The organism is Arthrobacter sp. Cza30, from assembly GCF_059090765.1.
The window spans coordinates 430,162-455,346 of sequence record NZ_JBNHGA010000003.1; the positions used below are offsets into that span (position 1 = coordinate 430,162).

Annotated in this window: 22 protein-coding genes and 1 tRNA gene; 8 read left to right on the top strand and 15 right to left on the bottom strand. The window is 69.7% G+C overall.

Annotation, left to right across the window (positions count from 1 at the left end; genetic code table 11):
• Positions 1 to 7 precede the first annotated feature (7 nt).
• Positions 8 to 232, top strand: a complete 225-nt coding sequence (locus AC5RVZ_RS11535) for a DUF2188 domain-containing protein (RefSeq protein ID WP_494065895.1) — start codon at positions 8 to 10, stop codon at positions 230 to 232.
• A 134-nt stretch (positions 233 to 366) separates the two neighbouring features.
• On the opposite strand, the gene AC5RVZ_RS11540 is transcribed toward AC5RVZ_RS11535, so the two are convergent.
• A complete protein-coding gene (locus AC5RVZ_RS11540) occupies positions 367 to 654 on the bottom strand; it encodes a hypothetical protein (protein ID WP_494065896.1) in 288 nt (95 codons plus the stop codon).
• 572 nt (positions 655 to 1,226) lie between these two features.
• Positions 1,227 to 1,317: transfer RNA gene (locus tag AC5RVZ_RS11545), tRNA-Ser, on the bottom strand.
• Between the two features lie 140 nt (positions 1,318 to 1,457).
• Between AC5RVZ_RS11545 and AC5RVZ_RS11550 the strand changes: the two genes are divergently transcribed.
• The 4 genes from AC5RVZ_RS11550 to radA all read left to right on the top strand — a co-directional run bounded on the left by AC5RVZ_RS11550 (position 1,458) and on the right by radA (position 6,574).
• Positions 1,458 to 2,828 (top strand): MFS transporter, encoded by a 1,371-nt coding sequence (locus AC5RVZ_RS11550; RefSeq protein WP_494066277.1) that lies wholly within the window; start codon positions 1,458 to 1,460, stop codon positions 2,826 to 2,828.
• Between the two features lie 71 nt (positions 2,829 to 2,899).
• Positions 2,900 to 3,853, top strand: coding sequence for an L-lactate dehydrogenase (locus AC5RVZ_RS11555; RefSeq protein WP_494065897.1), 954 nt, complete (start codon positions 2,900 to 2,902; stop codon positions 3,851 to 3,853).
• 74 nt (positions 3,854 to 3,927) lie between these two features.
• Complete coding sequence (locus AC5RVZ_RS11560; RefSeq protein WP_494065898.1) at positions 3,928 to 5,109, top strand: serine hydrolase domain-containing protein; 1,182 nt, start codon at positions 3,928 to 3,930, stop codon at positions 5,107 to 5,109.
• Positions 5,110 to 5,203: 94 nt separating this feature from the next.
• The gene (gene radA / locus AC5RVZ_RS11565; RefSeq protein WP_494065899.1) at positions 5,204 to 6,574 is read left to right on the top strand and encodes a DNA repair protein RadA; all 1,371 of its coding nucleotides are present in this window, start codon (positions 5,204 to 5,206) and stop codon (positions 6,572 to 6,574) included.
• Between the two features lie 280 nt (positions 6,575 to 6,854).
• Here radA and AC5RVZ_RS11570 read toward each other — a convergent pair whose 3' ends face one another.
• The 6 genes from AC5RVZ_RS11570 to AC5RVZ_RS11595 form a co-directional block, all read right to left on the bottom strand.
• Complete coding sequence (locus AC5RVZ_RS11570) at positions 6,855 to 7,262, bottom strand: dehydrogenase (protein ID WP_494065900.1); 408 nt, start codon at positions 7,260 to 7,262, stop codon at positions 6,855 to 6,857.
• A gap of 56 nt (positions 7,263 to 7,318) precedes the next feature.
• On the bottom strand, positions 7,319 to 8,035 hold the full coding sequence (locus AC5RVZ_RS11575; protein ID WP_494065901.1) for a FadR/GntR family transcriptional regulator: 717 nt from the start codon (positions 8,033 to 8,035) through the stop codon (positions 7,319 to 7,321).
• Between the two features lie 107 nt (positions 8,036 to 8,142).
• Positions 8,143 to 8,916, bottom strand: coding sequence for a 3-oxoacyl-ACP reductase (locus tag AC5RVZ_RS11580; RefSeq protein ID WP_494065902.1), 774 nt, complete (start codon positions 8,914 to 8,916; stop codon positions 8,143 to 8,145).
• A 111-nt stretch (positions 8,917 to 9,027) separates the two neighbouring features.
• Positions 9,028 to 10,392 carry an aldehyde dehydrogenase family protein gene (locus AC5RVZ_RS11585; RefSeq protein ID WP_494065903.1) on the bottom strand — a complete coding sequence of 455 codons (1,365 nt, stop codon included), beginning with the start codon at positions 10,390 to 10,392 and terminating at the stop codon, positions 9,028 to 9,030.
• A 16-nt stretch (positions 10,393 to 10,408) separates the two neighbouring features.
• Positions 10,409 to 11,269 carry a gamma-glutamyl-gamma-aminobutyrate hydrolase family protein gene (locus AC5RVZ_RS11590; RefSeq protein ID WP_494065904.1) on the bottom strand — a complete coding sequence of 287 codons (861 nt, stop codon included), beginning with the start codon at positions 11,267 to 11,269 and terminating at the stop codon, positions 10,409 to 10,411.
• Positions 11,250 to 12,605, bottom strand: a complete 1,356-nt coding sequence (locus AC5RVZ_RS11595) for a glutamine synthetase family protein (protein ID WP_494065905.1) — start codon at positions 12,603 to 12,605, stop codon at positions 11,250 to 11,252. Before AC5RVZ_RS11595 ends, AC5RVZ_RS11590 begins: the two co-directional genes overlap by 20 nt.
• A gap of 162 nt (positions 12,606 to 12,767) precedes the next feature.
• Here AC5RVZ_RS11595 and AC5RVZ_RS11600 point away from each other — a divergent pair, with 162 nt between their 5' ends.
• Entirely contained in the window at positions 12,768 to 14,318 is a 1,551-nt protein-coding gene (locus AC5RVZ_RS11600; protein ID WP_494065906.1) for an amino acid permease, read from the top strand.
• 687 nt (positions 14,319 to 15,005) lie between these two features.
• Here AC5RVZ_RS11600 and AC5RVZ_RS11605 read toward each other — a convergent pair.
• Positions 15,006 to 15,680, bottom strand: coding sequence for a hypothetical protein (locus AC5RVZ_RS11605; protein WP_494065907.1), 675 nt, complete (start codon positions 15,678 to 15,680; stop codon positions 15,006 to 15,008).
• Positions 15,681 to 15,799: 119 nt separating this feature from the next.
• Here AC5RVZ_RS11605 and AC5RVZ_RS11610 point away from each other — a divergent pair, with 119 nt between their 5' ends.
• Positions 15,800 to 16,138, top strand: coding sequence for a TFIIB-type zinc ribbon-containing protein (locus AC5RVZ_RS11610; protein ID WP_494065908.1), 339 nt, complete (start codon positions 15,800 to 15,802; stop codon positions 16,136 to 16,138).
• A 28-nt stretch (positions 16,139 to 16,166) separates the two neighbouring features.
• Here the strand turns inward: AC5RVZ_RS11610 and AC5RVZ_RS11615 are convergent, their stop codons facing one another.
• The 5 genes from AC5RVZ_RS11615 to AC5RVZ_RS11635 all read right to left on the bottom strand — a co-directional run bounded on the left by AC5RVZ_RS11615 (position 16,167) and on the right by AC5RVZ_RS11635 (position 22,164).
• A complete protein-coding gene (locus AC5RVZ_RS11615; protein WP_494065909.1) occupies positions 16,167 to 16,670 on the bottom strand; it encodes an amino-acid N-acetyltransferase in 504 nt (167 codons plus the stop codon).
• A gap of 103 nt (positions 16,671 to 16,773) precedes the next feature.
• Positions 16,774 to 19,296 carry an ATP-dependent Clp protease ATP-binding subunit gene (locus AC5RVZ_RS11620; protein ID WP_494065910.1) on the bottom strand — a complete coding sequence of 841 codons (2,523 nt, stop codon included), beginning with the start codon at positions 19,294 to 19,296 and terminating at the stop codon, positions 16,774 to 16,776.
• Positions 19,297 to 19,544: 248 nt separating this feature from the next.
• Positions 19,545 to 20,306 carry a hypothetical protein gene (locus tag AC5RVZ_RS11625; protein WP_494065911.1) on the bottom strand — a complete coding sequence of 254 codons (762 nt, stop codon included), beginning with the start codon at positions 20,304 to 20,306 and terminating at the stop codon, positions 19,545 to 19,547.
• Positions 20,307 to 20,399: 93 nt separating this feature from the next.
• Positions 20,400 to 21,866, bottom strand: a complete 1,467-nt coding sequence (cls, locus tag AC5RVZ_RS11630; RefSeq protein ID WP_494065912.1) for a cardiolipin synthase — start codon at positions 21,864 to 21,866, stop codon at positions 20,400 to 20,402.
• 55 nt (positions 21,867 to 21,921) lie between these two features.
• A complete protein-coding gene (locus AC5RVZ_RS11635) occupies positions 21,922 to 22,164 on the bottom strand; it encodes a hypothetical protein (protein WP_494065913.1) in 243 nt (80 codons plus the stop codon).
• 159 nt (positions 22,165 to 22,323) lie between these two features.
• On the opposite strand from AC5RVZ_RS11635, the gene AC5RVZ_RS11640 reads away from it, so the two are divergent.
• On the top strand, positions 22,324 to 23,559 hold the full coding sequence (locus tag AC5RVZ_RS11640) for a DUF4192 family protein (protein ID WP_494065914.1): 1,236 nt from the start codon (positions 22,324 to 22,326) through the stop codon (positions 23,557 to 23,559).
• A 5-nt stretch (positions 23,560 to 23,564) separates the two neighbouring features.
• Here the strand turns inward: AC5RVZ_RS11640 and lysS are convergent, their stop codons facing one another.
• Positions 23,565 to 25,100: a lysine--tRNA ligase gene (gene lysS / locus AC5RVZ_RS11645; RefSeq protein WP_494065915.1), complete on the bottom strand. Its 1,536-nt coding sequence runs from the start codon at positions 25,098 to 25,100 to the stop codon at positions 23,565 to 23,567.
• Positions 25,101 to 25,185: the final 85 nt, after the last annotated feature.

A 25,185-nucleotide genomic window follows, 5' to 3' on the forward strand; every position in this document is an offset into this window, starting at 1 on the left:
GAGCCTGATGCCTGCAGGAGACGTCGAGACGTTCCACAAGGACAATGCCTGGCACAACCGCATCGAAGGCGGGGACACCGTCGGTGGCGGCTTCGCAACCAAGACCGACGCCGTGTCGGCCGGTCGGGAGCTCGCGCGCGAGCGCCAGGTCGAGCACATCATCCGCGACCAGAACGGACAGATCGCCGAGCGCAACTCGTACGGGAACGACCCGCGCAGCGTGAGGGGCTGAGCGCTGCCGCGGCCGGCCGAGCCGCGCCCCGTCCGAGGGGGCGCCGGCTCGGCCGCACGGATGCCTGACAGGGTGGACACGGCAGAACGGAGGCCCGCACGGATGCGGACCTCCGTTTCCTGCCTGATCCCGTGTCAGCGGTGGTCGGTGGCGTCGTGGCGGTCGTTCCGGTCGTAGAACTCGCGGCTCCCGGACTTCGCCAGTCCGCGGCTGATCATGTAGCCGATGGTGAGCAGCGTCACATACAGCCATGCCTTGTCAGCGCCGAAGCCCTGTCCGTCCTCGCCGTTGTCCACCACGGCGGAGGCGATGAGGATGCCCACGAGGATCACGACATAGGCGATGAACTCGGTGGTCTTGAAAGCCGCCTTCGTCTCGGTCGAAAGGCGAGCGGTACGGGTGCTCTGCGGGGTGTTGGTCATGATCGTCCTTCGCTTGAAGCTCGTCTCGTGCGTTGTGCCGGATGCACTCGGAAGAGCGAACCAGACGCCACGAAGTTCACCCTCCCCCTTGCTCTGACAGGCGCGCGTGCACTATTCCGCGCGAGACGACGACGGCGTGCCGCGTCTCAGACGTTCGAAACAGGCCGAGCCGGCGGCGGATTCGTCGATTTCGTCGTGGTGGGCATAAGTCAGGCTCGCCGCCTGTGTCAAGCGACCGCATCCTGGCTTTTCATCGACGAGCATGAGAGTGAGGCCGGGGGCTCGTGCGCCTCATGCCGGCTTCGCCGGAACCTTCACTGGGGGCTCGCCATGGGGAAGCTGATCTATGACGGAGCGACGAAAGTTCCACGGAAGCCGGAAACCGCAGGTGAATCCCGCGTGGATCGACGCGCTGGCCTATACCGCGAACTCACCGACGGGCCCGTACCAGGTTCCGGAACCGCCGATGCCGACCGCCGCATCGGACAGACTCGAACAGGATCGCGTGGGATGACGCCACGAAAGAACCCCCCGATTTCCACGTGATCTCGCGGAAGTCGAGGGGTTCTTGCTGGCGGTGACGGTGGGATTTGAACCCACGGTAGGGGGTTACCCTACACAACTTTTCGAGAGTTGCACCTTCGGCCGCTCGGACACGTCACCGCGGATCAGTTTACGACACGCCGCGCGATGCCGCGAATCGGCGCCGGCTGCCCCTCCCCACTGTCGGCAGCGGCGACTACGGTGGCCCCGTGAGCGAGAACCCGACTGCCACCGCCCGTGCGGATGACGGCACAGGGCGCATGTCGACCACACAGCGGTTCGTGCTCTGGATCGCGATCCTCGGCTCGTTCGTCGCCTTCCTCGACGGCACGATCGTCAACGTCGCCCTTCCCTCGATCAGCGACGAGCTCGGTGGCGGGCTGACCACTCAGCAGTGGGTCGTCGACGCGTATCTCATCACGCTCGGCGCGCTCATCCTCGTCGCCGGGTCGGTCAGCGACGCGTACGGTCGCGTGCTCGTGCTGCGGATCGGACTCATCGGCTTCGGTGTCGCGTCCGTCGCCATCGCGGCGGCGCCCACGGCGGAGCTTCTCATCGTCGCGCGAGCCGTGCAGGGTGCGGCCGGGGCATTCCTCGTGCCGAGCTCCCTCGCTCTCATCACGTCGAACTTCAGCGGTCCCGCCCAGGGCCGCGCGATCGGCATCTGGACGGCGATGACCACGACCGCGATGATCGCCGGCCCCGTGGTCGGCGGCCTCTTCGTGGATCTGCTGTCGTGGCGGCTGGCGTTCCTCATCAACGTCGTCCCGATCGGCGCGACGCTCGTCCTCCTCGCCCGAGGCGGCTTCAAAGACACCCGGCGGGCGGATGCCTCGATCGACTGGCTCGGCGCGACCCTGTGCACGCTGGGGCTGGGCGGGATGGTCTTCGCACTCATCGAGCAGCCGAACCTCGACTGGTCATCCCCGGCGATCTGGCTGCCGCTCGCACTCGGCGCCGTCCTCTTCGTCCTCTTCGTGCTGCGTCAGCGCTCCGCCCGCAGCCCGATCCTGCCGCTCGACCTGTTCGGCGTGCGCAACTTCTGGACGGGCAACGTCGCCACGACATTCATCTACGGCGCGCTGGCACTGAACGGGCTCGTCGTCGTCGTCTACCTGCAGCAGGGACCCGGCCTGCTCGCAACCCTCGCGGGACTCGCCGGCCTTCCCACCACGATCCTCCTCATCCTCCTCAGCTCACGCATCGGCGCGCTCAGCGGGCGGTGGGGGCCGCGCCTCTTCATGACGGTCGGGCCGATCACCATGGGCATCGGTGCGCTGCTCCTGCTCACCGTCAGCGCCGACTTCTCCTACTGGTGGCAGGTCCTGCCCAGCATGATCGTGCTGGGCCTCGGCCTTGCGATCACCGTGGCCCCGCTCACGTCGGCGATCCTCGGCGCGATCGATCCCGAGCGGTCCGGCATCGCCTCGGCGGTCAACAACGCCGTCGCCCGGGTCGCGGGCCTCGTCACCATCGCCGCGCTCGCCGCGATCGTCGGCGGGGAACTCGACCTCGACGGATTCCATCGCGCCGCGATCGTCACCGCAGCGCTGATGTTCGCCGGCGGGATCACGTCTTTCCTCGGCATCCGCAACCCGCCGCGCGATGCCGACGCGGGCGGCAAGGGCTGACGCGGCGGCCGGATGCCACGGGACGGCGCCCGCGGCTGGTTGGAGCATCCGTCGCCTGAAAGACTTGCTGCATGGCCGTCATCGAGAACTCGAAAGTCACCATCGTCGGCGCCGGCAGCGTCGGCTCGAGCGCCGCCTATGCGGCGCTGATCCGCGGATCGGCACGGCACATCGCGCTGTACGACATCGCGACCGAGAAGGCGCAAGCGGAGGTCCTCGATCTCGCGCACGGCACGCAGTTCACCGGCTCCACCGACATCGTCGGGGGCAGCGACCTCTCGGTGGTCGAAGGGTCGCACGTCGTGGCGATCACCGCCGGAGCTAAGCAGCACCCCGGCCAGACGCGCATCGAGCTGGCCGGTGTGAACGCGCGCATCCTGACGGGCATGATGCCGCAGCTGCTGGAGGCGGCCCCGAACGCCATCTACGTCATCGTCACCAACCCGTGCGACGTGCTCACAGTGCTCGCGCAGGAGGGAAGCGGCCTGCCGCCGGAGCGCATCTTCGCCTCGGGAACGGTCCTGGACACCTCGCGACTGCGCTGGAAGCTCGCCGAGCGCGCGGGCGTGTCGACCTCGAGCGTCCACGCCTACATCGTGGGCGAGCACGGCGACACCGAGTTCCCGCTGTGGTCGACCGCGACGATCGGCACCGTCCCGATCCTCGATTGGGTCACGCCCCACGGGGACCGTCTGACCGTGGAGGAGCTCGACCAGATCGCCGTGGATGTCCGGGACGCCGCGTACAAGGTGATCCAGGGCAAGGGCGCGACCAACTACGCGATCGGCCTGTCCACGGCGCGCATCATCGAGGCGATCCTGCGGGACGAACGGACCGTCATGCCGGTTTCCACCGTGCTGAGCGGCTTCCACGGCGTAGACGGCGTGGCTCTCTCGGTGCCGTCGGTGGTCAGCGCCGCCGGCGCGGTTCCCGTGCCCACCACGCCCTTCGACGAGCGGGAGCTGACGCTGTTCCACCGCTCGGCCCAGGCGCTGCGAGAGGTGGCCGACTCCCTGCGCGGCTGAGGAACGGTCCGGGCTCTGTCGCCGGAAGACGGCGACCGATAGCGTCGGAGGGCATCGACAATCGGGGGGTCCTCATGCGCACGCATCCGCTTCGACGCCGCATCATCCGTCCGGGCGCCATCGCGCTCGCGCTCATGGGGGCGATCGCGATGGCCGGATGCTCCGCGCCAGCGCCGACCACGACGCCAAGCTTTACCGAGACCACCGCCGTCGGGGAGATGCCCGCGGCGACCGCCGCAGCACTGCAGGCGGCGCTCGATGACACCCGCGGAGACGAGTTTCCCGGTGTGATCGCGCGTGTGATCACCGCCGACGGCACGTGGACAGGAGTTTCGGGTGCGTCGGCCCCCGACGGCGACGAGGCGCCCGCGCCCGATGACCGCACGCGGATCGGCAGCCTGACCAAGACGATGACGGCGACGATCGTCCTGCAACTCGTCGAGGAGGGGCTGATCTCGCTCGAGGATCCCATCTCGATGTACGTCCCGGATGCGCCCAACGGCGCTGCGACGCTTCGGCAGCTCGCGGACATGACCAGCGGCATCCCCTCGTACTCCCTCGACGCGCAGTGGCAGAGCCGGTACTTCGGCGACCCGTTCGGCGTGTTCGAGCCGCAGGAGCTGATCGACGCGGCCAAGACGCTCCCCGTGGACGGTGCCCCGGGCGAGGTCTGGAAGTACTCGAACACCAACTACGTGCTGCTCGGCATGGTGATCGAGCAGGTGCTCGACCAGCCGATTCCCGAGGTGTTCGACGATCGACTGTTCGAGCCGCTCGGGATGACGGACACGGTCTACCCGAATGGATCGGCGGCCATCGACTCGCCGCATCTGGTCGGCGTGACGACGCAGCGCAACCCCGCCGGCCCTGCCGAGGACGCGACCGACTGGAACCCGTCGTTCGGGTCGACCGCTGGCGAAGTCGTCTCGACGCTCGACGATCTGACGCTGTGGGCTCACGCGCTCTTCACCGGCGAGGACGTTCTGAGCGAGGAGACGCAGCAGCTGCGCCGCGACTCGATCCTGTCATCGCCGCCTCCGAACGACGCCGAATCCGGCTACGGCATCGGCTGGGGCGAGCGCCCCGACGGATGGTGGGGCCATTCCGGAACCATCCCGGGGTTCACGACGTCCGTCTTCCACAGCTATGACGCGGGTGCGACCATCGTCGTCGTCGCGAACGCCGACACACCGCTGGCGTCCGGCCAGGAACCGGCTCCCGCGGTGTTCGAGGCCCTCGCCGCTGCGCTCGGCTGACTCGGCCAGGGGCAGGCCGCCCCGGCTCGCCCAGCAAGCGCCCGCCTGCGCCGCGCGTCCGTCGGGTGTCCCCGCCGCCACGTACAGTGAACGCATGGCAGCCGCTCGACGCCCGACGCAGACCGCGCCCTACCGGTGCACCGAGTGCGGATGGACGACGATCAAGTGGGTCGGCCGGTGCGGCGAATGCCAGCAGTGGGGCACCGTCGTGGAGGCCGCCGAGCAGACCGGGATCCTCCGGTCTGTCGCGCCGGTGGCGCCCGGCGCCGCGCGAGCGGCGCAGCCGATCACGCGCATCGACACGTCGGATGCCCCAAGACGCACGACCGGCGTCGGCGAGTTCGACCGCGTGCTGGGCGGCGGCCTGGTGCCGGGCGCGGCGATCCTGCTCTCGGGAGAGCCCGGCGTCGGCAAGTCCACACTGCTGCTCGAGGTCGCGGCACAGTCCGCCCAGGCGGGACGGCGCGTGCTGTACGCATCCGCCGAGGAGTCGACGGCGCAGGTGCGCCTGCGCGCGGAGCGCACCGGCGCACTCCACGACGAGCTGTACCTCGCCAGCGAGACGGACCTCGCCACCATCCTCGGTCACGTCGATGAGGTCCAGCCCGAGCTGCTCATCGTCGACTCGGTGCAGACGGTGTCCTCAGCGCTGTCGGAGGGGATGGCGGGACACCCGTCGCAGGTGCGCGAAGTGGCGGCGACGCTCATCCGGGTCGCCAAGGAGCGCGGGCTGCCGACGATCGTCGTCGGCCACGTCACGAAGGACGGCTCGATCGCCGGCCCGCGTATCCTCGAACACCTCGTCGACGTGGTGTGTCAGTTCGAGGGCGACCGGCAGACGTCGCTGCGATTCGTGCGCGCGCTCAAGAACCGCTTCGGTCCGACCGACGAGGTGGGATGCTTCGACATGACCGGCGCCGGCATCGCCGAGGTCCCCGATCCGAGCGCCCTCTTCCTCGGGCACGGCAGCGCCGAGCCGGGCACGTGCGTCTCGATCGCGCTCGAGGGGCGCCGCGCCCTCCCGGTCGAGGTGCAGGCGCTCACGATCGACAGCAAATCGGGCAACCCGCGACGCATCGTGAACGGCGTCGATGCCGCACGCGTCGCGACGGTCCTGGCGGTGCTCGAGAAGCGGATGGGGATCAAGACGTCCGATCAGGACGTCTACGTCTCGACGGTCGGCGGTGTGAGGTTCGCCGAGCCGGCGGCCGACCTCGCCATCGCACTCGCCGTCGCCAGCGCCGTCGAGGGCTGGACGATCCCCCGGCACATCGCCGCGGTCGGCGAGCTCAGCCTCGCGGGCGAGGTTCGGCCCGTCACGCAGGCGCCGCAGCGCCGCAGCGAAGGAGAACGGCTCGGGTATCGGGACGTGATCGACCACCGCTCGGGTTCGCTCGGCGGCGCGGTACGCGACGTGAAGGTGCGGATGAAGGGCCGGCCGGGCGAGGACATCCCCGACTTCTGAGCCAGGTGGTGGCCGACCGTGCTCTCAGCGTCCGCGCGGCCGGCGCCGGCGATGCGGATCGGTCAGCCCGAGGGCGATCGGGATGCCGATGCCGGCGGCGCACACGATTCCGACGAGCAGGAAATCCACCCGGCGAGTCTGCCCCCGTCGCGGCCGGGCACGCAACTTCCGTTCGGAGTGTCGCCGGTTCCAGGCATCCGTCGCCGCCGCTCGCGAGAGCAGCGTACCTCCGACGCGGCCGTGCCCCCGGTCTGGGCACCCGAAGCGATCGCGTCGGGTGTCAGGCGTCCAAGGCGGCGATGAGGTCGGCCGGCGAAGCCTGCATGGGGTGAGGGCCCGCGATGTCGAAGAACACCGTCGTGATCTCGGACTCGTGGGCACCGAGGAAGGCCCGCAGCCACGCCGGCGACTGCAGCGCGACCCCGGGGGGAAGCGTCGCCGGCTTGTGCGCCGCGTCGCTGAACAGCAGCAGCGCGACATCGCCGGTGTTGGGGTCGCGGTAGGTCCACACCTCGCCGACATCGAGCGGGTTGTCCCGCTGGCCCGGCCGCATGAGCGGCACCACCGTCGGCCCGTGCCGCAACGCGAACGCGACCGCCGCCATGTCCTGCGTCTGCAGGGCGTCGGTCAGCTGCGTGTTGCGGAACTCGAGGGGCTCCTGCTTCTTCGCACGCTTCTTTCCGGCCACGCCTCCAGCGTAGCCAACGCCTCCGCCAGGCCTTCGCCGCGGGGTTCGCCGCGTGGTCAGCCGAGGAAGCCGCGCAGCAGCGCCTCGGACCCGGCCAGGTGCTCGAGGATCGCCGCCTCCGCGGCATCCGGTCGGCCCGCGAGGATCGCGGTGACGATGCGCTCGTGCTGGGCGTTGGAGTGCTCGATGTTGCGCGGCAGCAGGGGGAACGTGTCGAGCCACTCGTTCACGCGCGCCCGGTTCTCGGCGGCGAGCGCGACGAGCGACGGGATGCCGGCGAGTTCGGCGATGGCCAGGTGCAGCAGGGTGTCCAGCCGCCGGTACTCGCTTTCGGAGGCTGCACTCGTCGCCTCATGCCGGGCCCACAGCTCGCCACGTGCCGCGGCATCCAGCGTGCGCTCGGCCGCCGCGCGCGCCGCACCCGCTTCGAGCACGCGGCGCAGGCCGAGGATGTCCTCGAGGTCGGACGCGTCGACCTCGCTGGGACGCTGCGGCTGCGGCAGGGGGTCGGCGACGAACGTGCCGCCGTACCGGCCGCGCCGGCGGACGAGATAGCCCGTGTCGGCGAGCTCACGGATCGCCTCGCGAACCGTGTCGCGGCTGACGGCGTACAGCACCGCGAGCTCCCGCTCGGACGGCAGCGACTCGCCCGGCGGAACGACCCCGAGTCGGATGGTCTGCACCAGACGCGCCACGGTGTCCTCGAGCGCGTTGCCCTCGCGCACCGGCCGGTACACGGCCTTGCGCACCTCCCGCAGCGGCGCGTCCGTCATGGCTGCCCCTCGCTCGCCTGCGCACAACTCAGGCAGATCGCGACCTCAGCGGCCGCTCGCGCGGTCGGGCACCCCGTCCTGCCTGAGTTGCGCACGGCGCTCCGTCCTTACAGCGGCGTCACGTACGCGTTGGTGATGCCGCCGTCCACGACGAACGCGGTGGCGGTGATGAAGGAGGCGTCGTCCGAGGCGAGGAAGGCGACGGCGGCCGCCATCTCCTCGGGCTCGGCGAACCGGCCCATCGGCACGTGAACGAGCCGGCGCTGCGCGCGCTCGGGGTCTTTCGCGAACAGCTCCTGCAGCAGCGGCGTGTTCACCGGACCCGGGCACAGCGCGTTCACCCGGATGCCCTGCCGCGCGAACTGCACGCCGAGCTCGCGCGTCATCGCCAGCACGCCGCCCTTGGACGCGGTGTACGAGATCTGCGAGGTCGCCGACCCCAGCAGCGCGACGAAGGACGCGGTGTTGATGATCGAGCCCTTGCCCGCGGGCACCATGTGACGCAGCGCGGCCCGTGAGCAGAGGTAGACGCTCTTGAGGTTCACGTCCTGCACGCGCTCCCACGCCGGGAGCTCGGTGGTCTCGATCGAGTCGTCGTCGGCGGGCGAGATGCCGGCGTTGTTGAACGCGATGTCGACGCGCCCGAGGTCGCCGGCGACACCGTCGAAGAGCTGATTGACCGAGGCCTCGTCGGCGACGTCGACGAGGCGGAACAGGCCGTCCACCTCGGCGGCGGCACGCTCACCGGCCTCGGGATCGACGTCGGCGATCACGACCCGGGCGCCTTCGGCCGCGAAGCGACGGGCCGTGGCCAGCCCGATGCCCGACGCGCCGCCGGTCACGATCGCGACCCGGTCCTTCAGCCGCTGTGTCAGATCCATGTGTTGTTCCTCTCCCTTACCCGCCGTGTCCCGATCTCTCGGCTGCATGTCCCGATTCCTCGGTACGGAAAGCCCCTGGAGGCGCTTCTTCGGGACATGCCCGGATGCCGCTCATGAGGCATCCGTCGCGAAGAAGACGTTCTTCGTCTCGGTGAAGTGCTCGGCCGCGTCGGGTCCAAGTTCGCGACCGAGCCCCGAGGCCTTCATGCCGCCGAAGGGCGTCCAGTACCGCACCGACGAGTGCGAGTTCACCGACAGCACGCCGCTCTTCACGGCCCGCGACACGCGCACGGCGCGCCCCAGGTTCTCGGTCCAGATCGAGCCGGCCAGCCCGTAGATGGTGTCGTTCGCGAGGCGGATGGCATCCGCTTCGTCGTCGAACGGCAGCACCGCGACGACCGGGCCGAAGACCTCGTCGCGGGCGATGCGGTCCTCGGGGTTGGCGAGCACGACGGTCGGTGGGAACCAGAACCCGTCGCCGTCGGGCGCTGTGCCGCGGAACGCGATGTCGGCGTCTTCCAGGAAGCCCGCGACGGTCGATCGGTGGGAGGCCGAGATGAGCGGCCCCATCTCGGTGCTCTCCAGCGACGGGTCGCCGACGCGCCACGCGCGGACTGCGGGCTCCAGGAGCTCGAGGAACCGGTCGTACACCGAACGCTCGACGAGGATGCGGCTGCGGGCGCAGCAGTCCTGTCCGGCGTTGTCGAACACGGCGGACGGCGCGGTGGCAGCGGCCCTTTCGAGGTCGGCGTCGGCGAACACGACGTTCGCGCTCTTCCCTCCGAGCTCGAGCGTCACCGGCTTGAGCTCGCGGGCACAACCCGCGGCGACCTCCACGCCGACCTCCGTCGACCCGGTGAAGACGACCTTGCGCACGTCAGGATGCGAGACGAACCGCTGACCGACGACCGAGCCGGAACCGGTCACCACGGTGAACAGCCCCTCGGGCAGGCCCGCCTCGAGCGCGAGCTCGCCGAGGCGCAGCGCGGTCAGCGGCGTGAGCTCGGCGGGCTTGAGGACGACGGCGTTGCCGGCGGCGAGCGCCGGCGCGAAGCCCCACGAGGCGATCGTCATGGGGAAGTTCCACGGCACGATCACCCCGACGACGCCATAGGGCTCGTGGAACGTCACGTCCAGTCCCCCGGCGACGGGGATCTGCTGCCCGCTGAGGCGCTCGGGGGCGCCAGCGTAGAAGTTCAGCACCTGGGCGACGTGCGATGCCTCCCAGCGCGCCGAGCCGATCGGATGCCCCGAGTTGCTCACCTCCAGCTGGGCCAGCTCCCCGACGTGCGCCTCGACCACGCGGGCGAACGCGCGCAGCGCATCGGCCCGAGCCAGCGGCGGCAGCGCCGCCCACGCGCGCTGCGCGATCACGGCGCGGGCGACGATCTCGTCGACCTCCTCGACCGTCGCGCGCGGGACGTCCTGAATAGGCCGGCCGTCGGCGGGGTTGATCAGCGTGTACGTCGTGCTCATGCGAACTGCGCTCCCATCAGCGTGTCCCACTTCCTCGGTTTGCGACGGCCTCGTAAGCGATCCCTTGGGACACGCGACCGTTCTGTTGGGACACGTCGCGGGTGTCACGGAATGCGGATGCCTCGGCCACGAGGCCGGCGAACAGCCTCCGGTCCTCACGGTTCTCCTCGGGGTGCCATTGCACGCCCATGACGTACCCGTCACCCTCCGCCTCGAAGGCCTGGATCAGGCCGTCGTCGGTGCGGGCGGTGGCGACGAGTCCGTCGCCGAGCCGGTCGATCCCCTGATGGTGGTAGCTGTGCACCGAGAGGGGTCCGGCGCCGACCAGTCCGGCGATGCGGCTGCCCTCGTCGACGTGCACCTCGTTGGTCGCGAACACGCCGCCGCCGACCCGGTAGCGCTCCGTCCCGAGGGCGTCGGGCAGGTGCTGGTGCAGCGTCCCGCCCCGGGCGACGTTCACCAGTTGCAGGCCGCGGCAGATCGCGAGCACGGGCATGCGCCGCTCCTCGGCGCCTCGGAACAGCGCGAGCTCCCACGCGTCACGGTCCGGGCGTGCGGGGTCGGTGAGCGGATGCCGCGGCGCCCCGTACAGCTCGGGCTGCACGTCGAGTCCGCCGGTGAGGATGAGCCCGTCCAGCCCGTCGAGCACCGCTTCGGCCGCGGCAGCCGGCTCCGGCTGTGGCGGAAGCAGGACCGCGATGCCGCCTGAGGCGGTGACCGCGCTGAAGTACTGCTCGGGCAGGAACGCGGCACGGACGTCCCACACGCCCTGCTTGGCCTGTTCCAGGTACGTCGTCAGACCGATGACGGGGCGGGGCCCCCGCACCGGCTCGGTGATGGCACCGGTCGCGCTCGGTTCAGAGCCGCTCGAAACCACGGACCCTCTCCCAATCGGTCACGGCGGCGTCGTAGGCCTCGACCTCGATGCGCGCCTGGTTCAGATAGTGCTCGACGACGTCGTCGCCGAACGCCGCGCGGGCGATCGCGGACTCGTCGAAAAGCCGGGCCGCCTCGCGCAGCGTCGTCGGAAGGTGGTCGACGCCGGCTGTGTAGGCGTTCCCCTTCAACGGGTCCGGCAGCGGGAGCTCGTGCTCGATGCCGTGCAGGCCGCCGGCGATGATCGCCGCGATGCCCAGGTACGGGTTCACGTCACCGCCGGGCACGCGGTTCTCGACACGCAGCGACGGTCCGTGCCCGATGACGCGCAGCGCGCACGTGCGGTTGTCGACGCCCCACGCGATGCCCGTCGGCGCGAACGATCCCTTCGCGAACCGCTTGTACGAGTTGATGTTCGGCGCGTACAGCAGTGTGAATTCGCGCAGCGTCGCGACGATGCCGGCGATCCAGTGCTCCATCAGCGGGCTGAAGCCGTGCGCGCCCTCGCCCGCCATGACCGGCTCACCCGAATCCGAGCGCACCGACAGATGGATGTGGCAGCTGTTGCCCTCGCGGGAGTCGAACTTCGCCATGAACGTCAGCGCCTTGCCGTGCTGCTCGGCGATGGCTTTCGCGCCGTTCTTGTAGATCGCGTGCTGGTCCGCCGTCTCGAGCACCTCGGCGTAGCGGAATGCGATCTCCTGCTGGCCGAGGTTGCACTCCCCCTTCACTCCCTCGGTGTACAGTCCGGCGCCGTCCATCGAGAGCCGGATGTCGCGCAGCAGCGGTTCGAGCCGGCCCGAGGCGAGCAGATCGTAGTCGACGTTGTAGTCGGTCGCCGGGGTCAGGTCGCGGTAGCCGCGGGCCCAGGCATCCCGGTAGGTGTCGTCGAAGACGAGGAACTCCAGTTCGGTGCCGGAGTACGCGACGAGGCCGCGGTCGGCAAGCCGCGCGCGCTGACGGTTGAGGATGTCCCGCGGCGACTGCACGACGGGGTCCCCGCTCTCCCACGTCAGGTCGGCCATCACGAGCGCGGTGCCGGCGAGCCACGGGATGCGGCGAAGCGTCGCCGGATCGGGGCGGAGCATCATGTCGCCGTACCCGGTCTCCCAGCTGGACATCGCGTAGCCGTCGACGGTGTTCATGTCGACGTCGACCGAGAGCAGGTAGTTGCACGCCTCGGCGCCGTGCGGGAGCACCTCCTCCTGGAACAGCCGCGCCGAGACGCGTTTGCCGACGAGGCGCCCCTGCGCGTCGGTGAAGGCGACGACGACTGTGTCGATCTCGCCCGCGGCGATGGCCGCATCGAGCTGTTCGACGGTGAGGTTTCCCGGCATCCGTCCTCCTCGTGAGTGACCCGGTCACGTCACTGCGAGCGCGCCGGTCAGCACACTCTAACGACGGAAACGGAATCAAAGGTAGACAGGGCCCACCAATAGCGCCACAATCATCAGCCAAGACGCCACGCGTCGCGTGGGACCCGAGCGCACGGAGGACCGATGGCCCAGCCCAGTAGTGCAGCACCCTCGAGCGACAAGTCCGCTAAGGTCGCCGGCGCGACCTATACGCGGGCCGGACAGGAGTACTTCGAGAAGCGAGGGCTGCAGCGGGCGGCCGGCGTGTGGGGGCTGTGGGGCCTCGCCGTGGCCGCCGTCATCTCCGGCGACTTCTCCGGTTGGAACTTCGGCATCGACTTCGCAGGCTTCGGCGGAATGCTGATCGCCTTCGCGATCCTCGTGGTCATGTACTACGGCATGATCTTCTCGATCGGTGAGATGGCCGCCGCGATGCCGCACACCGGCGGAGCCTACTCCTTCGCGCGGTCGGCGATGGGGCCCTGGGGAGGCCTCATCACCGGCGCGGCGGAGACGATCGAATACGTGGCCACGACGGCCGTGATCGTCTTCTTCTCGGCGTCGTACGCCGACGCGATCACCTCCGAGCTGCTGGGCCTGTCCCTGCCAGGCTGGGTGTGGTGGCTCATCCTCTACGCCGTCTTCATCGCGCTCAACGCCGCCGGCGCGAACATCTCGTTCCGGTTCGCGATCGTCGTCTCGGTGATCTCGATCGCCATCATCCTGGTGTTCTCGGCGATGGCGATCTTCTCGGGTGCGTTCTCCTGGGCGAACCTCTGGGACATCGCTCCCGATCCCGGGCAGACGGAGTTCCTCCCCCACGGCGTGCTGCCGATCCTGTTCGCACTGCCGTTCGCGATGTGGTTCTTCCTCGGCATCGAGGAGCTGCCCCTCGCGGCCGAGGAATCGCACAACCCCGTCCGCGACATCCCGCGTGCCGGCTTCTGGGCCCGCGGCACCCTGATCGTCACGGGTCTGCTGGTGCTGTTCCTCAACACCGGCGTCATCGGCGCCGAGGCCACCGGGACCGCCGCCGAGCCGCTCCTGGACGGCTTCCGCGCGATCGTGGGTGACGGGCTCGCCGCGGTGCTGGCGCTGTTCGCCCTCGTGGGTCTGCTGGCGTCGCTGCAGGGCATCATGTTCGCCTACGGCCGCAACATGTACTCGCTCTCGCGCGCCGGCTACTACCCGCGCTTCCTGTCGCTGACCGGCAAGCGCAAGACACCCTGGGTCGCCCTGGTCGTCGGCGCCCTCATCGGCTTCATCGCCCTGCTCATCATCGAGTTCACCGGCGGATCGGGCAGTGTCGCGGGCGCGATCGTGCTCAACATCGCGGTGTGGGGCGCGGTGCTGGCGTACTTCCTGCAGATGGTGTCTTTCGTGATCCTGCGCCGGAAGTTCCCGAACGCCGACCGCCCGTACCGCAGCCCGTGGGGCGTCGGCGGCGCTGTCGTGGCCGCGCTGATCGCGGCGCTGATCTTCGTCGGCTTCCTGCTGAACCCGACCTTCCTTCCCGCCATCATCGCCATCGCGATCGTCTACGCGGTGCTGCTCGTCGGCTTCGGCCTCTACTTCCGTCATCGTCTCGTGCTCTCGCCCGAGGAGGAGTACGCGCTCTCGGGCGGGTCGCACGGCGACCCGCAGGCGGAGGGCTACGACGCGATGGATCGGGAGGTCTTCGGCGAGAAGCCCTAGTGGTTCCGGGGGGCGGCGGGGCCGGGGTGAACGGGGATGCCTCGGCCCCGCTCCTCTGCGCACCGCGCACCGGACCTGAGATGGCCCTCCCGGGCCTGCCTGCGACTCGAGAGGGCCTCGCTGCTCCGGCGACTCCGAGATGGCTCGTTGGGGGCGAGCCGCTGCTGGGGATCAGTTTCAGGGGCCGAGAACCGGGGGAGCTTGGCCGCAAGGATACGCCGACGTATCCCGCGCCACCATCCCCCGGCGTCGCGAAATCTGCCCGCTCCGAGCGACGTCGCGGCCGCGTTCGGCCCACCGAAAATTCGTCGCCGAGCTGTCCCCCAAAAGGTGGACATGACGTCACCGAAACGTTATCGTGGGTCTGTCCACGGCGACTGGGGAGTTCGCCATCGGACGTACTGGGGAAAGCTGGGGATCTTCTGGGGGCCCTGAGCCGCTGAGCTTCCACAGCAGGGTCCCTCGGATGCCATGCAGGGCTTCCGAGGGACCTGATTCCAGGCCCATCTCGCCTGACCGCTGGGAACGGCCCGCCCGGACTGGGGTTCCGGGATCGGTGCTGGGGACACCGGGCGATACCTTGCAGAGCCGGAATCGGCTTCACTCTAGCGCTCACATGCGCCGCGGGGACGATTCGTCACCGAATGCCACGCATTCTTCGCGTTTCGTCAATCCCGGCGGGATCCGTCAGTAGAGCAGGAACTGCTTGGACTCCGTCGAAGGGATGCCGCCGATCTCGACGGACAGGTGGTACGAGGCGCCCCCGGCCGGCGCAGCGGGGCGGGCGCCCGGGTTGTCGCACGTGTCGATCGAGGACCGCGTCCGGTCCCACGTCAGCGGCTCCGCGCTGGTGACGCTCTGCCCTTCCGCGAGTGTGACCACCATGTCGCTCGGCTCGCTCTGACAGTCGGTCGAGCGCCACCACACGTCCTCGCCGCTGGACACGGTGAACGCCTGCAGGCTCGTGCCGACGTTGAGCGTGCACTCGGGGCCGTTGTTGGTGAGGGTGATCGAGAATCGCGGCTGCTGATCGCCGGTGTAGGTGTCCTGATCGGTCACGGGCGTCACGACGATGTCGCCTGCGCTGCAGGCGCGAACACTGGGCGTCTGCGAAGCCGTCGCCTCGGGCGTCGCGCCTTCCACTGTGCCGCCGGTCGCCCCCGGCGCGGTCGACGACGGGGCCGGCAGCACGTCCGTCGTGCTCTGCGTGGCCGGGTCGCCCTGGGACGCCGCCCCCCGCCAGGGCTGCGCGATGAGCAGCCAGAGGATCGCCACGACGGCCAGCAGCGCGAGGAGCACGACGAGACGGCGGCGGCGATAGACAGCCGGTGAGTGTCTGCGTCGGACGGGCGTGCCGGTCATGCCTCCAGCGTAAGCGGAGGCATCCGTCGTCCCCGGTCGGCGCGCCCGCCGTCGATCCGGCATTCCCAGCCAGTCGAAAGCGCGGACCGCTAAGGTCGCACCGATCCGAGGAGGACCCTATGAAGTGCCCGAACGACGGCTCCGTGCTCGTGATGAGCGAGCGCTCCGGCGTCGAGATCGACTACTGCCCCACCTGCCGCGGCGTGTGGCTCGACCGTGGCGAACTGGACAAGATCCTCGAGCGCGCCGCGCGCGAGAGCTCCGCGTCGGCGGCCGCCGGGCCGAGTCCCGCGTACGGCGGACAGCCGGACTACGCCCAGCCCGCCTACCCCTCGCCCGACCCGCGCTATCCTGCGCCGCAGTCCTACGACCCGCGCTACGGGCAGCAGCCGGGCTACGACCAGGGCTACCACCGCAAGAAGAAGAAGGAGCACTGGCTCAGCGAGCTGTTCGACTGAGCGGGCGCTCGCGGGAGGCATCCGCGCGTTACAGGCGCTTGAGCATGCGGGTGTTGCCGAGCGTGTTCGGCTTGACGTGGGCGAGGTCGAGGAACTCGGCCACGCCCTCGTCGGGCGAGCGGACCAGCTGCGAGTACACGTCGGGGTCGACGACCTGCTCGCCGATCGGCTCGAACCCCCGCGCACGGAAGAAGTCCACCTCGAAGGTGAGGCAGAACAGCCGTGTGAGCCCCAGCGTGCGGGCGTTCTGCTCCAGCCCTTCCACGATCGCGCGGCCGACGCCGCGGTGCAGCCACTCGTCCACGACGATGAGCGTGCGGATCTCGCCGAGGTCCTCCCACATCACGTGCAGTGCGCCGCATCCGATCAGCGCGCCGTCGGCATCCTCGGCGACGAGGAACTGCTGCGTCGCCTCGTAGAGCACCACCAGGTCCTTGCCCAGCAGGATGCGACGCTGCACGAACGGCTCCAGCATCGCCTGGATCGCGCGCACATCTTTCGTCCGGGCCGGCCGCACCGTGAACTGGCTCATCGCTCCAGCGTAGAGCGAGCGCCGGCGGCGTCCTGCGCTGACCTCCCGAAACGACGAAGAGCGGTCCCCGCTTCCGGGGACCGCTCTTCGTTCGATCGGGGGGTCAGGCGCCGGCTGCGAGATCCGGCGTCGCGGTGATCTCGCCGCGGGATGCGACGCCGACGGCGACCTTCTCGCCGCGCGGGCCGTGCTCGAACACGAACTCGCCGTTCTGCGCGTCGACCTTCACGTGGTCGCCGGCATCCAGCTCGCCGTGCAGGATCTTCTCCGACAGGCGGTCCTCGATCTCGCGCTGCATCGCACGACGCAGCGGACGGGCGCCGAGGGCGGGGTCGAAGCCGATCTCGATGAGCTTGTCCTTCGCGGCGTCCGTCAGCTCCACCGTCATGTCGCGGTCGAGCAGACGCTCCCCGAGACGCTTGGTGAACAGGCCCACGATCTGACGCAGCTCGTCCTTGTCCAGCTGCGGGAACACGATGATGTCGTCGACGCGGTTCAGGAACTCGGGCTTGAAGTTGCGCTTCAGCTCCTCGTTGACCTTGCCCTTCATCCGCTCGTACGTGGTCCCGGTGTTGCCCTCGACCTGGAAGCCCACAGGGCCTCCCGCGATCGCCGACGATCCGAGGTTCGTCGTCATGATGATCACGGTGTTCTTGAAGTCGATGACGCGACCCTGACCATCGGTCAGGCGGCCCTCTTCGAGGATCTGCAGCAGCGAGTTGAAGATGTCGGGGTGCGCCTTCTCGATCTCGTCGAACAGCACGACCGAGAACGGCTTGCGGCGCACCTTCTCCGTCAGCTGGCCGCCCTCTTCGAACCCGACGAATCCGGGAGGGGCACCGAACAGACGCGAGACGGTGTGCTTCTCACCGAACTCCGACATGTCGAGCGAGATCAGCGCGGCCTCGTCGTCGAACAGGAACTCCGCGAGCGCCTTGGCCAGCTCGGTCTTTCCGACACCGGTGGGACCGGCGAAGATGAACGAGCCCGACGGGCGCTTGGGGTCCTTCAGACCCGCCCGCTGACGGCGGATCGTCTTCGACAGCGCGGCGATCGCCTCCTCCTGGCCGATGACGCGCTGGTGCAGCGCCTTCTCCATGAAGACCAGACGGCTCGACTCCTCCTCGGTGAGCTTGAACACCGGGATGCCGGTCGCCTGGGCGAGCACCTCGGCGATCAGGCCCTCGTCGACCACCGCGTGGCTCGCCACGTCGCCCGAGCGCCACTGCTTCTCGAGACGCAGACGCTCGGCGAGGAGAGACTTCTCCTCGTCGCGCAGCGACGCCGCCTTCTCGAAGTCCTGGTCCTCGGACGCGCGCTCCTTGTCCTGACGGACCTGGGCGATCCGGTCGTCGAACTCGCGCAGCTCGGGCGGGCTCGACAGGATCGACAGGCGCAGGCGCGCGCCCGCCTCGTCGATCAGGTCGATCGCCTTGTCCGGCAGGAAGCGGTCCGAGATGTAGCGGTCGGCGAGGTTCGCCGCCGCCACGATGGCGCCGTCGGTGATCTGCACCTTGTGGTGCGCCTCGTAGCGGTCGCGCAGCCCCTTCAAGATGTTGATCGCGTGCGGGAGGCTCGGCTCTGCGACCTGGATCGGCTGGAAGCGGCGCTCGAGCGCGGCATCCTTCTCGAAGTGCTTGCGGTACTCGTCGAGCGTGGTCGCACCGATCGTCTGGAGCTCACCCCGGGCGAGGAGCGGCTTGAGGATCGACGCCGCATCGATCGCACCCTCGGCGGCCCCCGCACCCACGAGAGTGTGGATCTCGTCGATGAAGACGATGATGTCGCCGCGCGTGCGGATCTCCTTTGTGACCTTCTTCAGGCGCTCCTCGAAGTCACCGCGGTAGCGGGAACCGGCGATGAGCGAGCCGAGGTCGAGCGAGTACAGCTGCTTGTCCTTGAGCGTCTCGGGCACATCGCCCTTGACGATCGCCTGGGCGAGGCCCTCGACGACGGCGGTCTTGCCGACGCCGGGCTCGCCGATGAGCACGGGGTTGTTCTTCGAGCGCCGCGAGAGGATCTGCATCACGCGCTCGATCTCCTTCTCGCGCCCGATCACCGGGTCGAGCTTGTTGTCGCGCGCGGCCTGCGTGAGGTTGCGGCCGAATTGGTCGAGCACTTGCGACCCTCCCTGGGCCGAACTCGTCTGCTCGCCGGCGCCCGTCGCGACGCCCGCGGGCTCTTTGCCCTGGTAGCCCGACAGCAGCTGGATGACCTGCTGACGCACCTTGTTGAGATCGGCTCCGAGCTTGACGAGCACCTGAGCGGCGACGCCCTCACCCTCGCGGATGAGGCCCAGCAGGATGTGCTCGGTTCCGATGTAGTTGTGACCGAGCTGCAGCGCTTCGCGAAGCGACAGCTCGAGCACCTTCTTCGCGCGAGGCGTGAACGGGATGTGCCCCGTAGGCTGCTGCTGCCCCTGGCCGATGATGTCCTGCACCTGCTCGCGCACGGCGTCGAGCGAGATGCCGAGCGACTCGAGCGCCTTCGCGGCGACGCCCTCGCCCTCGTGGATCAGGCCGAGCAGGATGTGCTCGGTGCCGATGTAGTTGTGGTTGAGCATCTTCGCCTCTTCCTGGGCGAGGACGACCACACGACGGGCACGGTCCGTGAATCTCTCGAACATCTTCTTCCTCCAGGGCGCTGCTCTATGCGGATGCACGCGTGGCGCCTTACATCGAGAGTACGGGCGCACCGGAATCCGAGGACCCGTGTTCGCCCTGGGCATAGCGCCCGTTTCGGCCCTTGACCTCGCCGGGTCGGGCACGCCCTCGTGCGGCATCCGCTGCACTTTCCTGCGAGCGCGGCAGTTCGAGATGCAGCGCTCGCAGGCAACTGCCGCGCTCGCCCCGTCGGCGGGCGCGGCCCGGATCCTCAGTTGCTGCCGAGAATGGGCACCCGCACGTCGTCGAACTCGGCGCCACGGAGGACAGCGAAGATCTCGGCGTCGTCGTCGAGCTCGTCATCGACGTGAACGACCAGTGCGCGCGGCGCCATGTCCATGGTGCAGACCCGGTCGGCGGGCGGCGTCGCGAAGGTGATGGCGACCTCGGATGCCGTCGCCACGGCCACGCTCTCGATCTCGGGCGGGCAGCCGGATGACCCCCAGGTGAGAAGCACCAGCTGATCGTCGTCGGCCCAGCCCGAGCTCGGCGAGTAGTCGGTCTCACCTTCGGCGGTGAGACCCGGCACACCCTCGAGCTCGACGTCGTCCTCGTAGCCGGCGCCGGATACGCGGATCTCGAGGTTCTGCGCCGGATCGACGCCTGCCGGAACGGGCAGGAGCGTCACGCGGGGAGCAAGATCCCGGGTACAGGCCGCGGCGGGATCGTCGGCGAGGGTCACGTGAAGAACGCCCGCCTCAGCGGAGCCGACCTCGGCGGTCGGCGGGCACGCGGACGAGCCCTGTGTCACGAGCCCGATCATGCGCCCACCGTCGAGCCAGGCCGCCTCCACGTCGTCATCCGCCGCCCCTGCGCCGGGCGTACCACCGGTCGAGTCCGAGGGCGATGCAGACACCGAGCCCGCCCGCGGCTCGGCGCCGGGGCCGGCGGGCGTCGCGCACCCCGTCATCAGGCCGGCGACCGCGGCGAGTCCCAGCGCACCGGCGGCGAGTGAGCGGATGCGGACGGTCATGGGGCCTCCTCGAGACAGGCGGATGCCTCGCGCGCGGCATCCCTCACCCCTATGGTGTCGCAACCGCCGCGAGGATCTCACCCCGGACGCGGACTACTGCAGAGCCGAGGTCAGCCGCGCGAGGTTGTCGAGCACCGTCGAACGCAGCGGCTGCTTCATCCACTCCTCGAGCGTCAGTTCCCGGCTGAGGGAGCGGTACCGGTCCTCGACCTCGCGCATCTGACGCACGAACTCCTCGCCGCGCACGAGCATCGAGATCTCCATGTTGAGACCGAAGGAACGCATGTCCATGTTGCTCGAGCCGATGATGGCGACCTCGTCGTCGATCGTCAGGCTCTTGGTGTGCAGGATGTACGGCTTGCGGTACATCCAGATCCGCACGCCCGCCCGCAGCAGCGCCTCGTAGTAGCTGCGCTGAGCGTGGTAGACGAGGGCCTGGTCGCCGTCCTCCGAGACGAACAGCTCCACATGGATGCCGCGCTGGCAGGCCGTCGTGATGGCCAGCAGCAGCGCCTCGTCGGGCACGAAGTAGGGGCTCACCACGATGATCTGACGCTCGGCGGCGTAGAGCAGCGCCGCGAACAGCTTGAGGTTGTTCTCGAACTCGAAGCCGGGACCCGACGGCACGATCTGACAGTCCAGGTCGCCGGGGCCGGATCGCACGTCGAACAGGTCGATCTCCTCGGTGAGCACCTCGTCTGTCTCGCTGTACCAGTCCGAGAGGAACACCGCGTTGACGGATGCCACGACGGGGCCCTCGATGCGCGCCATCAGGTCGACCCAGTGCAGGCCGCGACGGGTGTTGCGCTTGAGGTTGTACGTGGAATCGGTGATGTTCTGCGAGCCGGTGAAGGCGACACGGCCGTCCACGACCAGCAGCTTGCGGTGATTGCGCAGGTCGGGGCGCTGGTACTTCCCGCGCAGCGGCTGCACGGGCAGCATCAGGCGCCACTGCGCTCCCATCGCGGTGAGGCGCTTGAGAGTCTTGCGGTAGTACGGCTTGCCGCGGTTGGCCCAATGATCCAGCAGCACGCGGACGGTCACGCCGCGGGCGCAGACCTCCTCGAGGGCGCGGAAGAAGTTGTCGGTGGAGGCATCCGACTGGAAGATGTAGAACTCGACGTGGACGTATCGCTCGGCCGCGCGGATGGCGTCGGCCATCGCGTCGAGGCTCGCCTGGTAGTCGGAGATGATGTTCGCGGCGTTGTCGCCGGCCAGCGGCATCGCGCCCAGGTTGCGGTTGAGCGTCACGAGGGACCGGAACCACACGGGGGCGTGCGGACGCAGTGTGCCGAACTCGAGCGACGCGCTCGTCTCGCGGATGTAGTCGTTGATCGCCTCCTGCTGACGCCGGCGCTTGCGCGGCAGCCGCGGGTTGCCGATGAGCAGGAACAGGAACACCCCGATGATCGGGATGAAGTAGATGGCGAGGAGCCAGGCCATCGCCGCGGTGGGGCGCCGGTTGCGGGGGACGACGATGATCGCGGCGATGCGGATGGCGAGGTCGAGCACGAAGACGACGATCAGCCACCACGTCGCGTCGAACGTGATCGAGATCACCTGTGCTCCTCCGCGTTCCCCCGACGGCGTGTGCCCAGCGTACTGGGCACCACCGTCATGACTCGGACGAGGAGGTGGCGGAGTCCGATGCCGCCGCGGCGCCGGGCGCGCCGTCGGTGGCGGCGGCGGCGACGGGAGGCAAGCCGCGGCGCGCCCGCTCGCGCGCTTCGAGGCGCGCGTATTCGCGCCGCTCGTTGCGGTCGGCGCGGATCACATTGCGCATCACGAAATAGAACATCGCGCTGACGACCACCGTCGGAAGCAGCGTCCACAGCACTGCCACCCAGTAATCGTCCATGGGTCCAGGATACGCGGGGTGAAGCTGGGAGCCGTCCCGACGGCGAGCGGCATGCCCCTGGGACGCACCGGTTCCTCAACAAGCGTCGCCTGCGAGCGCTCCTCCCGACCGGCTCGCCCCTGGCTCCCACGGGTACCGGGCGGCAGGGAGAGTCGGGGCATGACCACCACCGTGAGAGCCGCGGATGCGGCGGAGTTCCTGTCCGTGATCCCCCGCATGCTCGGCTACCACCCGCGTCGAAGTCTCGTGCTCATCCCTTTCCGCGGCTCCCGCAGCCTCGGCGCGATCCGGTTCGACCTGCCGGGCGGCGAGCCGGACGCCATCGACCGGGTCGCGTCCACGGTGATCGGCATGGTGTGCCGGCTCCCGGAGGCCGACGCCGTCGCGACGATCGCATACACCGACGACACGTTCGCCGGAACCTGCGGGATGCCTCACGCCGACCTGGCCGACGCCCTCGAGCGCCGCGCCGAGGCATGCGGACTGCGGCTGACGGACGCGCTGTGCGTGGCGGGCGACGGATGGGGCTCGTACCTCGACGCCGCATGCCCGGATGAGGGCCGGCCGCTCGCTCAGCTCGCGTCCGCCCCCGGTCCGGCCACCCTTCCCGAACCTCGCGGCGACCAGTCCAGCGGTGCCGAGCTGCCGAGCACCGACCTCGCCGAGCGGGAGCGGGTCGCCCGCGCGCTGGGCTCGCTCGAGGAGGCCGTGCGCGTGCTGTGCGGCGGCGCGGGCGTCGGCGGGAGCACCGGGGAGGATCCGGACGCGGCGATCACCGGCCGCGATGCGGCCGGCGCTGTGGCCGCCGTCTCCGTCGACGCCCCGGCCGGCGAGGCATCCGGCGATTCGGAGCCCGGGCGAGTGGATCCCCGGGCGCTCGCCGCCGTGTGCCTGCTCGACGATCTGCCGGGCTTCTATGAGGACGCGCTGACGTGGGATGCGGACGCGCTCGATCCGTTCCGCGCCGCCGCCCTGGCGTGGTGTCTGTCGCGGCCGTCCCTGCGCGACGTCGCCCTGGTGCAGTGGAGCGGCGACCTCGACAGCGGCGACGAGGCGCTCGACGCACAGCTGCGGTGGGAGTCGGGCGAGGAGTATCCGCCCGACCTCGCGATGCGCATGTGGGGCGAGGGTTCGCGACCGGATGCCGACCGGCTTCAGTCGGCCCTGCGGCTCACCCGCCGCGTCGCGGCGGCCGCGCCGCGCGCGTTCCGCCCTGGACCCCTGGCGATGTGCGCGTGGCTGTCGTGGGCGCTGGGAGGGTCGACGCACGCGGACGCGTACGCCTCACAGGCGCGCCAGATCGACCCCGAGCACGGCCTGTCCGAGATCGTGCTGTCGTTCGTGCTCGCCGGTCATCTCCCCGACTGGGCGTTCCAGCGCGGCAGCCGCGCGTGAACGCCTCACTTGACGAGGGGGAAGAGGATCGTCTCGCGGATGCCGAGGCCGGTGATGGCCATGAGAAGCCGGTCGATCCCCATGCCCATGCCTCCGGTGGGCGGCATGCCGTGCTCGAGGGCGCGCAGGAACTCGTCATCGATGCGCATGGCCTCGAGATCACCGCGCGCGGCGAGCTTGGCCTGCTCGACGAAGCGCTCCCGTTGGATCACCGGGTCGATGAGCTCGGAGTACCCGGTCGCGAGCTCGAAACCGCGGACGTACAGGTCCCACTTCTCCACGACCCCGGCGATCGAGCGGTGCTCGCGCACCAGCGGGCTGGTGTCGACGGGGAAGTCCATGACGAACGTGGGCCGCGTGAGCTTCGACTTCACGAAGTGCTCCCACAGCTCCTCGACGAGCTTGCCGTGGATGACGTGCGGCGGCTCTTCCACACCCTCCGCCGCGGCCAGCGCCCGCAGCTCCTCCAGCGGCGTCTCCGACGTGATGGTGCGGCCGCATGCCTCGGACAGCGACTCGTACATCGAGATCCGGTCCCACTCCCCGCCCAGGTCGTACTCCGTGCCGTCCGCCCACGTCACCGTGGTCGAGCCCGCGACGGCGATGGCGGCGTTCTGGATCAGCTCCTGCGTGAGGTCGGCGATGCCGTTGTAGTCGCTGTACGCCTGGTAGGCCTCGAGCATCGCGAACTCGGGGCTGTGCGTGGAGTCGGCGCCCTCGTTGCGGAAGTTGCGGTTGATCTCGAAGACCCGGTCGATGCCCCCGACGACGGCACGCTTGAGGAAGAGCTCCGGAGCGATGCGCAGGTAGAGGTCGGTGTCGAAGGCGTTCGAATGGGTGATGAAGGGGCGCGCGGATGCGCCGCCGTGCTGCACCTGCAGCATCGGGGTCTCGACCTCGACGAAGCCGTGCGCCGCGAATGTCTGGCGCAGGCTGGCGTTCACCGCGGCCCGGGTGAGAACGGTCTGGCGGGCACGGTCACGCACGATGAGGTCGAGGAAGCGACTGCGGACCCGGCTCTCCTCGCTCAGCTCGGAGTACATGTTCGGCAGCGGGAGGATCGCCTTGGAGGCGATGCGCCACTGGGCGACCATGATGGACAGCTCGCCGCGACGGCTCGAGACGACCTCGCCCGACACGAAGACGTGATCGCCGAGGTCGACGAGCTCCTTCCACGCCTGCAGCGACTCCTCGCCGACGACCGCCAGCGACACCATCGCCTGGATCCGGCTGCCGTCGCCGGCCTGCAGCGTCGCGAAGCACAGCTTGCCGGTGTTGCGGCTGAAGACGATGCGGCCGGCGACGGCCGCGGTGACACCGGTCTCGGCGCCGGCTTCGAGGTCCCCGAACCGCGAGCGCAGGCCGGGGATCGTGTCGGTGATCGGGACGCTCACCGGGTAGGCGCCGCCCGAGGCGTCCGCCCGCTCCGCGATCAGCCGCTCGCGCTTGGCCAGCCGCACCGCCTTCTGCTCGAAGACCTCTTCCTCGGTCGGCTCGGTCGGCTCGGCGGGCGCGCCGGTGTGCGCGTTGGTGTCGGTCATGGGGCGGGCTCCTCGGAAAGCAGACTGTCCAGTGTACCGAGGGGCTCCTCCGCGCCGGCTGGACCGCCGCGGCGCCCCGGCACGC